Origin of the sequence: Kitasatospora sp. NPDC048540, from assembly GCF_040651175.1 — a bacterium.
Taxonomy (GTDB): Bacteria; Actinomycetota; Actinomycetes; order Streptomycetales; family Streptomycetaceae; genus Kitasatospora.
Window position 1 is genome coordinate 1 of sequence record NZ_JBEZIR010000191.1, and the last position, 11,860, is coordinate 11,860.

The 11,860-nt window shown below is 74.8% G+C and carries 12 protein-coding genes; 5 read left to right on the plus strand and 7 right to left on the minus strand.

All coding sequences use genetic code 11. The features are described from left to right. Positions 1–107: 107 nt before the first annotated feature. Positions 108–809 (minus strand): TetR/AcrR family transcriptional regulator, encoded by a 702-nt coding sequence (locus AB0D08_RS38460; RefSeq protein ID WP_359894998.1) that lies wholly within the window; start codon positions 807–809, stop codon positions 108–110. Between the two features lie 73 nt (positions 810–882). Here AB0D08_RS38460 and AB0D08_RS38465 point away from each other — a divergent pair, with 73 nt between their 5' ends. Beyond that, positions 883–1,452, plus strand: a complete 570-nt coding sequence (locus AB0D08_RS38465; protein ID WP_033825716.1) for a Uma2 family endonuclease — start codon at positions 883–885, stop codon at positions 1,450–1,452. A 67-nt stretch (positions 1,453–1,519) separates the two neighbouring features. On the opposite strand, the gene AB0D08_RS38470 is transcribed toward AB0D08_RS38465, so the two are convergent. Both AB0D08_RS38470 and AB0D08_RS38475 read right to left on the minus strand, forming a co-directional pair. After that, positions 1,520–2,089 carry an NUDIX hydrolase gene (locus tag AB0D08_RS38470; RefSeq protein WP_051814329.1) on the minus strand — a complete coding sequence of 190 codons (570 nt, stop codon included), beginning with the start codon at positions 2,087–2,089 and terminating at the stop codon, positions 1,520–1,522. 80 nt (positions 2,090–2,169) lie between these two features. Then, positions 2,170–3,543 carry an SDR family oxidoreductase gene (locus tag AB0D08_RS38475; RefSeq protein ID WP_359895000.1) on the minus strand — a complete coding sequence of 458 codons (1,374 nt, stop codon included), beginning with the start codon at positions 3,541–3,543 and terminating at the stop codon, positions 2,170–2,172. Between the two features lie 310 nt (positions 3,544–3,853). Here AB0D08_RS38475 and AB0D08_RS38480 point away from each other — a divergent pair, with 310 nt between their 5' ends. Continuing rightward, the gene (locus AB0D08_RS38480) at positions 3,854–4,477 is read left to right on the plus strand and encodes a LysE family translocator (RefSeq protein WP_359895002.1); all 624 of its coding nucleotides are present in this window, start codon (positions 3,854–3,856) and stop codon (positions 4,475–4,477) included. Between the two features lie 89 nt (positions 4,478–4,566). Further along, a complete protein-coding gene (locus AB0D08_RS38485) occupies positions 4,567–5,289 on the plus strand; it encodes a hypothetical protein (RefSeq protein WP_359895004.1) in 723 nt (240 codons plus the stop codon). Positions 5,290–5,371: 82 nt separating this feature from the next. Here the strand turns inward: AB0D08_RS38485 and AB0D08_RS38490 are convergent, their stop codons facing one another. Further along, positions 5,372–6,895, minus strand: a complete 1,524-nt coding sequence (locus tag AB0D08_RS38490) for a carbohydrate binding domain-containing protein (protein ID WP_359895006.1) — start codon at positions 6,893–6,895, stop codon at positions 5,372–5,374. Positions 6,896–7,191: 296 nt separating this feature from the next. On the opposite strand from AB0D08_RS38490, the gene AB0D08_RS38495 reads away from it, so the two are divergent. Then, the gene (locus AB0D08_RS38495; RefSeq protein ID WP_359895008.1) at positions 7,192–7,584 is read left to right on the plus strand and encodes a hypothetical protein; all 393 of its coding nucleotides are present in this window, start codon (positions 7,192–7,194) and stop codon (positions 7,582–7,584) included. Positions 7,585–7,648: 64 nt separating this feature from the next. Next, positions 7,649–8,605, plus strand: coding sequence for an aldo/keto reductase (locus AB0D08_RS38500; protein ID WP_359895010.1), 957 nt, complete (start codon positions 7,649–7,651; stop codon positions 8,603–8,605). An 88-nt stretch (positions 8,606–8,693) separates the two neighbouring features. On the opposite strand, the gene AB0D08_RS38505 is transcribed toward AB0D08_RS38500, so the two are convergent. The 3 genes from AB0D08_RS38505 to AB0D08_RS38515 all read right to left on the minus strand — a co-directional run bounded on the left by AB0D08_RS38505 (position 8,694) and on the right by AB0D08_RS38515 (position 11,763). Continuing rightward, the gene (locus tag AB0D08_RS38505) at positions 8,694–9,302 is read right to left on the minus strand and encodes a GNAT family N-acetyltransferase (protein ID WP_051813713.1); all 609 of its coding nucleotides are present in this window, start codon (positions 9,300–9,302) and stop codon (positions 8,694–8,696) included. 67 nt (positions 9,303–9,369) lie between these two features. Next, positions 9,370–9,990: a nitroreductase family protein gene (locus AB0D08_RS38510; protein ID WP_051813716.1), complete on the minus strand. Its 621-nt coding sequence runs from the start codon at positions 9,988–9,990 to the stop codon at positions 9,370–9,372. A 132-nt stretch (positions 9,991–10,122) separates the two neighbouring features. Continuing rightward, positions 10,123–11,763, minus strand: coding sequence for an ABC-F family ATP-binding cassette domain-containing protein (locus tag AB0D08_RS38515; RefSeq protein WP_033823414.1), 1,641 nt, complete (start codon positions 11,761–11,763; stop codon positions 10,123–10,125). Between the last annotated feature and the right edge of the window lie 97 nt (positions 11,764–11,860).

The following is an 11,860-nucleotide window of genomic DNA, read 5'->3' on the forward strand; positions in this document are numbered from 1 at the left end:
CGTCTACGTCCGCCACCTCTCCCGCGAGCTCGCCCGCCTCGGCCACCACGTCGACGTGATCGGCGCCCAGCCGTACCCCGTCCTGGACGAGGTCGCCCCGCCGCGGTTCAGCCTCCGGACGGGCCGCCGGCGGCGCGCACCGCGCGCAGGCCCTCCACCAGCAGGTGCAGGCCGAACGCGAAGTGCGTGGTGAAGTCGGATTCGGTGAGGGTCGGCAGGACGGCGGCCAACTGCTCGAACTCCCCCTCGGCCACGGCCCGGCGCAGCCGCTCCGGATCCGCGGACCGCTCGGGCGCGCCGGGCCCGTCCGCGGGCTGCCGGGCGGCCTGCTCCTCCAGCGTGTGGCCGACCGTGAAGTTGGCCACTGCCAGCAGCGCCCGCGCCGCCTCCTCGTCGCCGAACCCCGCCCCGCGCAGCACCCCCACCACCGTGTCGGCGAAGCCGAGGACGCTCGCACCGGTCGCGTAGGTACCGGCGAACACCCGGGCGCCGTCGCGGTACGAGAGCAGCGCACCCCGCAGCGCACCGGCCAGCCCGGTCAGCTGCTCACCCCAGTCGCCGCCCGGCGCGGACGCCGGCACGGCGGCGACCCCGGCCAGCATCCGTTCGGCCATCGCGGTCAGCAGGTCCTGCTTGGTGGCGAAGTACCGGTACAGCGCGCCGGCCTGCACGTCCAGGGCGGTGGCCAGCCGCCGCATGGTGAGGGCGTCGAGACCGGATTCGTCCAGCAGCTCGAGCGCGGTCGCGACGGTCCGGGCCTGGTCGATCCGGGCGGGCCGGCCCCGGGCAGGGGAGGACGGTGAGCTCATGGCCGCATTGTAGTGAACGGTGTTCATGTCGGCCCGGACACCGCCGACGCCTCCCGGGTGGAAGGATGGGCCCATGGCCGAGCCCCGGATCCCCGCCCGTCACGCCCAGTTGCTGGCGTACGCACGGAGCCTGAACCCGCCGTCCGGCTGGAAGGTCGAGGTCTCCGGCGACGAGATCATCATGACGGCGGGCCCGTCCGTCGTGCACCAACGCAACCTGCTGCTCGTCCGGGAGCAGTTCGACGCCCACCGGCCGGCCGGCCTGATGCCGAGCGAGAACACGGATCTGGCGTCCCCGAACGTCGGCAAGCTCCGGAACCCAGATCTGACGTACATCCCGGTTACGGTGGTCGAGCGCGGCGGCAACGACGTCCCAGCAGAGCTGGCGGTGATCGCGGTGGAGATCGTCTCTCCGTCGAACCCGGAGAACGACCTGGTCGGCAAGGTCCGTGACTACCCGCTGATGGACATCCCGCTGTACCTGCCGGTCGATCCGAGGGAGGGCGCGGTCACGCTCTTCTCCGACCCGGCCGCGGGCGTCTACCACCGGCGGTGGAGCGGCGCGTTCGGCGACCCGGTGCCGATCCCGGAACCCTTCGCCTTCGAGCTGTCCACCGCCGACCTGATCCGCTACCCGGCCTGACCCCCGGACGGCTGGTCGCCGGTACCCGGGCCGGGCGCGGCGCCGTGCGGCCCGGGCCGGGGACGGGTCAGGGGGTGCGGCCGCGGGACTCGACCGCGAGGTCGACCAGCTCGCCCCACCAGGCCTCCCGGCCGCGCACCAGCAGCCGGGCGGCCTCGGCGGGCGGTACGGCGCGGACCTCGACCACCTGCTCGCCGTCGTCCGGGTTGGTCGGCGCGGAGTCCACCTCGACCTCGGCCCAGCCCCACAGCCAGGCCTTCTCCGGATGCGGCTGCCACGGGCGGTACGGCTCCGGGGTGTCGGTCACCGCCAGGTGCGCGCCGATCCACACCGGCGGGCCCGTCAGCCGGGCCCCGGCCTCCTCGCGCAACTCGCGGACCAGGCACGACTCGATGGTCTCGGCGGCCTCCCGGGTGCCGCCCGGCAGGAACCAGTGACCCCGGACATCCCGGCACAGCACCACACCGCCGTCGGCGAAGCCCACCAGATGGATGTTGGTGATCAGCCGGTCGGGTGGCAGTTCCGCGGAGAACTGGGCGTCGATCCCGCCCCACGCCCAGCGCTGCGGCGCGTGCAGGTTCGGGAACCGGGCCGCGAGGTCCGCGAGTTCCCCTGCTCTGTCGGTTGTGTCCGTCATTGACCGATCGTAATCCTCCGGTGGCCGGGCGACGGTGGAAAAGGTCTCCGCGACGCCCGCCCCGTTCCGGTGAACCGCCGTTACCAGGCCGCTTCCCGGTAGTCCTTGAGGAAGACGCCCGACACCGGGGCGCCCGCCTCGCCGCGGACGATGGGGTCGTAGACCCGGGCCGCGCCGTCGACGATGTCCAGCGGGGTGCGGAACCCCGCGGCGGCGATCCGGGACTTCTTCGGCGCCGGGTTCTCGTCGGTGATCCAGCCGGTGTCGACGGCGCACATGTGCACACCCCGCGCGGCGAGTTCGGCCGCGCTGGTGCGGGTGAGCATGTTCAGGGCGGCCTTCGCCATGTTGGTGTGCGGATGCCCGGGCGTCTTGTTGCGCACCGCGAACCGGCCCTCCACCGCCGTCACGTTGACGATGTAGCGGGCGGTGTGCGGCGAGGCGAGCAGCAGCGGCAGCAGCCGGTCGCACAGCAGCGCCGGGGCGAGCGCGTTGACCAGCTGGGTCTCCAGCACCTCGGCCGGGTCGAGCCCGCCGAGCCGCGCGGACCACGAGTTGCCGGCCGCCGTGTCGGGCAGCAGCCCGGCCTCGTCGGCCAGCTCCAGCACCTCGCCGGACGGCAGCGCGGGCGCCAGCCCGGTCACCGGCCAGGCGGCCGCCAGCGCGGGCATCGGGCGGAACCCCGGCGCGTGGACGACCGCGGCGCCGGGCGGCAGCGCCCCCTGCTCGCCGGCGGCCAGCAGCGCGTACGACTCGGGCGGGCGGCGCAGGGTCTGCGCGGCGTTGTTGACCAGGATGTCCAGCGGCCGCCCGTCGGCGCGCAGCCGCTCGCACAGGCCGAGCACCTGGCGCGGGTCCCGCAGGTCGATGCCGACCACGGTGAGCCGCTCCAGCCACTGCTCGCTGCCCTCGGCGGCCCGGAACCGGCGCACGGTGTCGTGCGGGAAACGGCTGGTGACGGTCAGTTCGGCGCCGTCCCGGAGCATCATCAGCGCCAGCTGGAAGCCGATCTTGACCCGGCCGCCGGTGAGCAGCGCCCGGCGGCCCCGCAGGTCGGTGGTGAGGCCGCGGCGGGCGGTGTTGTCGGCCGCGCAGCCGGGGCAGAGCATGTGGTAGAAGCCGTCGACCTGGCGGTAGTGCCCCTTGCAGACGTAGCAGCGGCGCGGCGCGGTCAGCTCGCCGGCCGGCGCGCGGCGGGCCGGCGGCACCAGCGGGGCGTCCTCCCGGCGGTCGGCGGCGCCGGTCGCGGTGGCCGCGAGCAGCCGCGCGTCGGCCAGCCGCCGGACGTCCCGCTCGGCCTGGCGCCGGCTGCGGCGGCCGTCCCGGACCAGGGTGCGGGCCATCCGTTCCGCGCGCAGCCGCACCGGGTGGTCGGCGGGCAGCCGGCCGAGCCGGCCCACCGTCCTCGCGTAGGCGTCGAACTCGGCGTCGTCCACTGCGGTGTCCTGCTGCACTGCCCCTCCTTGCGTCGGACGGGCCGCGGCGCCGCACCGGGACCGGTCGCCCGCCCGTTAGGGCGGCGTACCGGCGGGCGGCGGCCGACGGGCCCATGAAGGCCGCCCGGGGGCCGGATCGTGTCCCCCTGCGCTCCTCCCGGACGGCTGAACGGATGCTAGCGCCGCGGCCGTCGGGGCCGGTACCGGATTTGTCCCGCTCCGTCCGGCGCTCGGCCGCGGGTCGGTGCCGCGCCCCGGGCCGGTGGCGGGGAGGGTGCTAGCCTCCGGTGGCGTTGCGTGGACGAATGACCGAGGAGCGGTGGCAGGCATGGTGGATCCGGCGGCGGTGGCCGGTATCGCGGTGGTGGCGACCGGCATGGTCCTCACCCCCGGGCCGAACATGATCTACCTGGTGTCCCGCTCGGTGTCCCAGGGCCGCCGGGCCGGGCTGATCTCGCTGGGCGGGGTCGCGCTGGGCTTCCTGACCTACCTGCTGGCGGCGACCGCGGGGATCTCCGCGGTCTTCGCCCTGGTGCCCGAGCTGTACCTGGCCCTCAAGCTCGCGGGCGCCGGCTATCTGCTCCTGCTGGCCTGGAAGGCCGTCCGCCCGTCGGGGCGTTCGGCCTTCGCGGCGAAGGAGCTGGCGCCGGACCGGCCGCGCAGGCTGTTCCTGATGGGCCTGGTGACCTGCCTGCTCAACCCCAAGATCGCGATCCTGTACGTCTCCCTGCTGCCCCAGTTCGTCGACCCGCGGCGGGGCCACGTCGCCGTCCAGAGCCTGCTGCTGGGCCTGACCCAGATCGTCGTCGGCCTGGCGGGCAACGCCTTCTTCGTGCTGACCGCCGGCTCGGTCTCCGAGTTCTTCACCCGCCGCCCGCTCTGGCAGCGGGTGCACCGCTACGCCATGGGCACGGCCCTGGCGGGCTTCGCGGTCCGGATAGCGGCGGACTAGGCCGGCGGCGGTGCCCGCGGCGGGACTGTCGGTGGCCGGTGCGATGCTGACGCCGACGATTCCGCTCGACGCGATCCACGGGGGTAACGGTGCTGGGTGAACGGCCTGACACGGTCCAGGGCACGGCCGGTTTCGAGGCCAGGTGGTGCGCCTGCGACCTCGGCGAGTACCGGCCGTGCCGCGGGACCTACGAGTACTACCCGTACGAGAGCCTGCCGCCGCTGGAGCCCGGCCTGTTCACGGGCGACTTCGACTGGCTCGGCGGGGTCGGCAGCCCCGTCCCGGAGCGGGTCGCGGAGCTCGACGCGGTGGCGGCGGAGCTCGCCGCCGTCGGGCTGGAACTGCCCGCGGACTTCCGGGCGTTCGCGGCCGGCGAGTGGAGCCACCGGGTGCTCGACGAGGTCTCGGTGACGTGCTGCTGGAGCGACCTGTCGAAGCCGCTGCCCAGCCCGGTCGAGCCGGGCGCCTTCCTGGTCCGCTTCCTGCGGGACCAGCAGGACTGCGTGATCTGGTACCTCTACCTCCGGCCGTCCGGCGAGACCTTCGTGGTGCACTCGCCCATCGACTTCCAGTACGCGTACGAGGCCCGGGAGAGCACGGAGGGGCCCGGCCGCGGCCTCGGCGACCCGGCCGGGCTGCGGGCCGCGATCAGCTGGTGCGCGCCGTCGTTCGAACAGTTCGCCCACCGGTTCTGGATCGAGAACCGGCTGTGGCACCTGCTCAACCTGGCCGACGGCGGTGCCCCGGCCCGGCTGGCCCCGGAGATGCGTGCCTACCTGCGGCACTACGCGCCCGCCGGGGCCGTGGGCTGACCGGCGGCCCGCCCGGGTCGGGCGCCGGGCCGCCCGGTGGAGCGTGGGGATCCACCGGGCGGGGTCCGTCGGCGGCGATCCGTCAGCCGGTATAGCCGGCGAAGATCTTCGAGAACTCGTAGGGCGACTGGCTGATGTTGGTGCACTTGTAGAGCGGGCCGGTGCAGGCGGCGGCGTCCCGGGTCATCTCCCAGAAGCCGAGCATGCCCAGGTGGTGCTGCTTGGCGAAGGCGACCAGCTGCTGGGCGTCGCCCTGGTTGAAGACCCCGTGGTCGTCGTTCTCGCCGAGCATCGGGGTGACGGCGGTCATCGCCCACAGCTGGGCGTCGGTCTTCGCGGGGTAGAGCGCCTTGAGCTGGTCATGGGTGCTCTGGGCGGCCTGGACGGCGTCGTCGCCGTAGTCGGTGGACGGGCGGTTGTAGTCCATCGCCATCACGTTGACCAGGTCGAGGGCCACCCCGGCGTCCCGCGCGGAGCGCACCACGGCCACGCCGTCGGCCGTCAGCCCCTCGGGCAGGACGGGCAGCGTGAGCGAGACCTTCAGGCCCGGGTGGGCCTTCTGCAGCCTGGCCAGCGCGGCGGAGCGGCGGTCGTTGGCGGCGGTGTCGACGACCGCGGCGCCCTCGATGTCGAAGTCGACGTACTTCAGGCCGTACGCGTTGACCACCGCGTCGTACTCGTTGAACAGCGCGTCCACGGTGGTGCAGGCCTGGGCCAGTTCGGTGCCGGAGGCGCCGCCGAAGGAGACCTTCACGTCGCCGCCGGCGGCCCGGACGGCGTCGATCTGGTCCTTGCCCCAGCCGGCCTTCGGGTCGTAGGCGTTGAACCAGCTGGCCTTGCAGCCCACCGAGGTGACGAAGGCGAGGGTGAAGGACTTGAGGTTGCCGGCGGCCGCCATGTCCCGCAGCACCGGCGTCGGCCAGGCCCCGAGGTCGACGTACGGCGCCACCGGCAGCGCGACGTTCGGCGGCGGGGTGGTCTGGGTGGGGGTGCCCGTCGGTGTCGCGGTGGGCGTCGCGGTCGGGGTGGTGGTGGGGGTGGCCGTCGGGGTGGGGCTGGGGCTCGGGTTGCCCCCGCCGGGGCCGGTGAGTGTCAAGTCGTCGGCCAGGTAGGCGCCCAGCCCGTACCAGCCGTGCAGGTAGACGGTGACGCTGGTGGTGGCGGGGCCGGTGGTGAAGCCGGTGGAGAGCTGCTGCCAGCTGCTGCCGCCGGGGGTCCAGACGGCGGGGTCGGTGACCCCGCTGCCGGTCGCACCGAGGTAGACGTACTGGCCCTGGACCCAGGCGCTCAGCGCGTACTTGGTGTTGGGCTTCACGGCGACGCTCTGGCTGCACTGCGCGGTGTCGCTGTTGGTCGGTGCGCCGCGCAGCGCGTAGGAGCCGCCGTGGACGGGGGAGGTGACGACCGATCCGGTGCCGGCGGTACAGCTCCAGGCCCCCAGGGTGCCGGTCTCGAGTCCGGGGTTGGCGAGCAGGTTGGCGTCGGCGGCGTCGGCGCCGCCCGCCAGTACGGCGGTGCCGCCGCCGGCCAGGGCGGCCGCGCACAGCAGCGGGACGAGCCGGGAGCGCCGGCGGGCGGCGTGGCGGGGGACTGCGGCACGGGGCATGGGGGTGCCTTTCGTGGACGGTGCCAGGGCGCCCGCGGGCCGGTGGGGCGGCGCGCGGGCCGGCGGCGCGGCAGGTGGGGTGAGCCTGAACTGCCCTCGCGGTGGGGCCCGGAGGGGGTGTGCGGTGCCGGGGCTGGTCGTGCTGTCCTGAGTAAAAGTGGACTAGACCAAGTGGGCACGTCAAGCATCCGGGGGTGGACTTACGGCCGCTTTAAGGTCGGTGGCCCCGGGCGGGCCCGCAGGCGGTGTCGGGCCGGGCTGTTAGGTTTCCCCCGTCGTCCGGGAAGGGGAGCGGTATGGGTGGGCCGGCGAAGGGGCACCGGGACGCGGCCGCGGTCCGGGCCGGGCTGAACGACCGCCAGCGGGCTTTCCTGCGCACGATCGTCGACGCGGACCGCCGGCAGGACCCCGAGGGCTGGGTGCTGTTCTCGCTCGAGCGGCCGCCCGCGCCGGGCGGTCCGGTCCAGGTCATGGACGGCCTCCGGGCCGACGGCTGGAGCCCGCGCGGCGCCCGGTCCACCCTGCGCGCGCTGTTCGACCGCGACCTGGTAGGGATCTCGCACGGGCTGGTGCGGCTCCCGGACGGCGGGCTCACCCCCAGGGTCAGGACCAGGGCCCTCGACCTCGGCCGGGCGGTGGCCCGCGCCGGGCGGTCCGACGCGGACGGCCCGTCCCCGGGCGGTGCTTGACCTGGAGCGCACTCCAAGCGGCAGGCTGGGCGGGTCAGTCCGACCGTCCGAAGGAGAACCGGCGATGCGCACCACCACACTCGGCAGCAACGGCCCCGCGACCGGCGTGGTCGGTCTCGGCTGCATGGGGATGACCTGGGCCTACGACCCCGCCGGGCGGGACGACACCACCTCGGTCGAGGTGATCCGCACCGCGCTCGACCTCGGGGTCACCCTGATCGACACCGCCGACATCTACGGGCCCTACGACAACGAGGAGTTGGTCGGCAGGGCGCTGGCCGGGCCGTACCGGGAGCGGGCGGTACTGGCCACCAAGGTCGGCCTGGTGCCGGGCACCGGCGACGAGCGGGTGGCGCGCAACGGCCGCCCGGAGCACGTGCGGCAGGCGATCGACGCGAGCCTGCGCCGCCTCGGCACCGACCACGTCGACCTCTACCAGCTGCACCGGGTCGATCCCGAGGTGCCGATCGAGGAGACCTGGGGCGCGCTCGCCCAGGCCGTCGCCGCCGGCAAGGCGCGGGCGATCGGCCTGTCCGAGGTCACCGTGGAGGAGATCCGGCGGGCCCAGGCGGTGCACCCGGTGGCCTCCGTGCAGTCCGAGCTGTCGCTGTGGACCAGGGACCCGCTGGCCGAGGTGGTGCCGTACACCGAGGCGCAGGGCATCGCCTTCCTGCCGTTCTCCCCGCTCGGCCGCGGCTTCCTGGCCGGGCGCTTCGCCTCCGCCGCCGACCTGCCGGCCGAGGACTGGCGCGCCACCCTGCCGCGCTTCCAGGCGGACGCGCTGGCGGCCAACCAGGCGCTGGTGGCGGCGGTGCGGGAGATCGCCGACCGGCTCGGGGCGACCCCGGCGCAGGTGGCGCTGGCCTGGGTGCTCGCGCAGGGACGGTACGTGCTGCCGATCCCGGGCACCAAGACGCCGAAGTACCTCACCGACAACGCGGGCGCCGCGGACCTGGTGCTCGGCCCCGAGGAGCTCGCGGCCCTGGACGCCGTCCCGGCACCGGTCGGCGAGCGCTACTGACCGGCGGGCGCCCGCCGGCGCGCAGGAGGGCCGCCCGGTCGCACCGGGCGGCCCTCGCCGTGGCCCGCCGCCGGGGCCGGGGTCCGGCTCAGCGTTCCATGATCCAGACCAGGTTGCGGCCGGTCTCGGAGGGGGCGGTGATCTCGGCGTCCCGGACCCGGTCCAGGCGGTAGCCGAGCTTGCGCGGGACGGCCGCGCTGGCGGTGTTGGACTCGTCGCAGTGGATCTCCACCCGCTCGATGCCCGGCAGCGCGAGGGCGGCCCCGGTCAGCGCGCGGGCCGCGGCGGTGGCGATGCCGCGCCCCACGTGGTCCACGTCCACCCAGTAGCCGATCTCCAGCGCGCCCGGGCCGATCCGGCCGTGCAGGCCGAACGCGCCGACCACGCTGCCCGGCCGGGCGTCCAGGCCGACCAGGTACATGAAGTCGGTGCCCTGGTCCCAGACCTCCTCGCCGGCCCGGCACATCTCGATGCTGTGCTGGAGGTTCGGCGGCTCCTGCGCCCAGGGCATCCAGGGCCGCAGGTGCGCGAGGTTGGCCCGGACCGCCTCGTTCACGGCGGGCCCGTCCGCCTCCCGGCGGCGGCGCAGCGAGACGACGCCGTCGAGGGCGATCAGCTCGGGCGGGCGTCCGTCGGTGACGGCGGCGGACGGCGGCGGCCCGGGGTCGCGCGGAGGGGTGTCGGCTGTGCGGCTCATGACAGGATTATCGCCTCACCGGATCCGCTCCCACCAGCGCTTTTGCCCCGGACCCGGCGCCCGCGGCTCAGAGCCGCACCAGGACCTGGTCGAGGTCCTTGCGGTGCAGATCCGGCACCCGGGCGTGGTCGGCGGGGTAGCCGACCGGGATGACGTACGCGGCCCGCTCCTCGGCGGGGCGGTCGCAGACCTCGTTGAGGAAGCGCATCGGGCTCGGCGTGTGGGTGAGGGTGGCCAGCCCCGCCTGGTGCAGGGCGGCCAGCAGCAGGCCGACGGCGATGCCGACCGACTCCTTGGTGTAGTACGGGCGCGGCGAGTCCGGGCCCTTGTGCACCTCGAAGACCACGATCACGGCGGGCGCGTCCGTGAGGAACGGCTTGCGCCAGTCGGTGCCGATCGGCGCCAGCGCGGCCAGCCACTCCTCGGAGGCCCGGTGCCCGTAGAACTCGCGCTCCTCCGCCTCGGCGGCCTCCCGCAGCCGCCGCTTGCGGTCCGGGTCGGTGATCACCACGAACCGCCAGGGCTGCACATGGGCACCGCTGGGGGCGGTGGCGGCGGTCCGGACCGCCCACTCCACCACCCCGTCCGGGATCGGCCGGGTCGAGTAGTCGCGCACCGTCCGGCGCCGGGCCATCAGGTCGTGGAAGGCACGGGCGCGGTCGCCGGCCTCGTGGGCGGGCACCGTCATGGGGCTCAGCTCGACGGTCGGGTACGACGCCGGCGAAGCACTGTCAACCACGGGACTGTCAACCATGCGGCCCAGCACAGCACATGACGGTGCGTCGGCGGAAGGGGTCGAAGGGTCCCGAAGGGTCCAGACCTATCGGGCCTCGTGGACCAGACCACCCTCGACGGTGAGCCGCCGGTTGACCGACACCGTCTCCAGCATCCGCCGGTCGTGCGTCACCAGCAGCAGCGTGCCGGTGTACGTGGCGAGGGCCGACTCCAGCTGCTCGATCGCGGGCAGGTCGAGGTGGTTGGTCGGCTCGTCCAGCACCAGCAGGTTCACCCCGCGGCCCTGCAGCAGGGCGAGCGCCGCCCTGGTCCGCTCGCCGGGCGACAGGGTGGCCGCCGGGCGCAGCACGTGCGCCGCCTTCAGCCCGAACTTGGCCAGCAGGGTGCGGACCTCCTCCGGCGCGGTGTCCGGCACCGCCGCGGCGAACGCCTCCAGCAGCGGCTCCCCGCCGAGGAACAGCCCGCGCGCCTGGTCCACCTCGCCGACCACCACGCCCGAACCCAGCGCACTGCTGCCGCCGTCCAGCTCCAGCCGGCCGAGCAGCGCCGCCAGCAGGGTGGACTTGCCGGCGCCGTTGGCCCCGGTGATCGCCACCCGGTCCGCCCAGTCGATCTGCAGGTCCACCGGCCCGAGCGCGAACTCCCCGCGCCGCACCGTCGCCCCGCGCAGGGTCGCCACCACCGAGCCGGAGCGCGGCGCGGCCGCGATCTCCATCCGCAGCTCCCACTCCTTGCGCGGCTCCTCGACCACCTCCAGCCGCTCGATCATGCGCTGGGTCTGCCGGGCCTTGGACGCCTGCTTCTCGGTGGACTCCTGGCGCTGGGCGCGCCCGATCTTGTCGTTGTCCGGGCCCTTGCGGCGGGCGTTGCGGACGCCGTGCTCCATCCAGTTGCGCTGCATCCGGCCGCGGGCCTCCAGCGAGGCCTTGGTGTCGGCGTACTCGTCGTACTCCTCGCGGGCGTGCCGGCGGGCGATGTCCCGCTCCTCCAGGTACGCCTCGTAGCCGCCGCCGTACACGTTGACCTGCTGCTGGTGCAGGTCCAGCTCGACCACCCGGGTCACCGTGCGGGCCAGGAACTCGCGGTCGTGGCTGATCAGCACGGTGCCGGCGCGCAGGCCCCTGACGAAGGACTCCAGCCGCTCCAGGCCGTCGAGGTCGAGGTCGTTGGTCGGCTCGTCGAGCAGGAACACGTCGTAGCGCGACAGCAGCAGCGAGGCCAGGCCCGCCCGGGCGGCCTGGCCGCCGGACAGCGCGGTCATCGGCAGGTCGAGGCCGACCTTGAGCCCGAGGGTGGCGGCCACCTCCTCGGCCCGCTCGTCGAGGTCGGCACCGCCCAGCTCCAGCCAGCGGTCCAGACTCTCCGCGTACGCGTCGTCGGCGCCCGCCCGGCCCTCCACCAGACCCTCGGTGGCCTCGTCCAGCGCGGCCTGGGCGGCGGCGACACCGGTCCGGCGGGCCAGGAACGCCCGCACCGACTCGCCCTCACGGCGCTCCGGCTCCTGCGGCAGGTGGCCGACGTTGGCGCTCGCCGGGCTGAGCCGCAGCGAACCGCCCTCCGGGGTGTCCAGCCCGGCGAGCAGCCGCAGCAGGGTGGACTTGCCGGCACCGTTGACCCCGACCAGACCGATCACCTCACCGGGGGCGACCACCAGGTCCAGCCCGGAGAACAGGGTGCGGTCGCCGTGGCCGGCGCTGAGATCCTTGACGACGAGAGTGGCACTCATGATGCCCCGATCCTAGTCGCCGCCCGGCCCCGTCCCGCCCGGCCCCGTCCCGCCCGGCCCCGTCCCGCCCGGCCCCGTCCCGCCCGGCCCCGTCCCG

Bases quoted from the DNA above. Each gene is read 5' to 3' on its own strand.
- AB0D08_RS38495 (WP_359895008.1), top strand. From the start codon at position 7,192: ATGGGTGGGCCGGCGAAGGGGCACCGGGACGCGGCCGCGGTCCGGGCC.
- AB0D08_RS38490 (WP_359895006.1), bottom strand. From the start codon at position 6,895: ATGCCCCGTGCCGCAGTCCCCCGCCACGCCGCCCGCCGGCGCTCCCGG.
- AB0D08_RS38480 (WP_359895002.1), top strand. From the start codon at position 3,854: ATGGTGGATCCGGCGGCGGTGGCCGGTATCGCGGTGGTGGCGACCGGC.
- AB0D08_RS38515 (WP_033823414.1), bottom strand. From the start codon at position 11,763: ATGAGTGCCACTCTCGTCGTCAAGGATCTCAGCGCCGGCCACGGCGAC.
- AB0D08_RS38460 (WP_359894998.1), bottom strand. From the start codon at position 809: ATGAGCTCACCGTCCTCCCCTGCCCGGGGCCGGCCCGCCCGGATCGAC.
- AB0D08_RS38500 (WP_359895010.1), top strand. From the start codon at position 7,649: ATGCGCACCACCACACTCGGCAGCAACGGCCCCGCGACCGGCGTGGTC.
- AB0D08_RS38505 (WP_051813713.1), bottom strand. From the start codon at position 9,302: ATGAGCCGCACAGCCGACACCCCTCCGCGCGACCCCGGGCCGCCGCCG.
- AB0D08_RS38470 (WP_051814329.1), bottom strand. From the start codon at position 2,089: ATGACGGACACAACCGACAGAGCAGGGGAACTCGCGGACCTCGCGGCC.
- AB0D08_RS38465 (WP_033825716.1), top strand. From the start codon at position 883: ATGGCCGAGCCCCGGATCCCCGCCCGTCACGCCCAGTTGCTGGCGTAC.
- AB0D08_RS38510 (WP_051813716.1), bottom strand. From the start codon at position 9,990: ATGACGGTGCCCGCCCACGAGGCCGGCGACCGCGCCCGTGCCTTCCAC.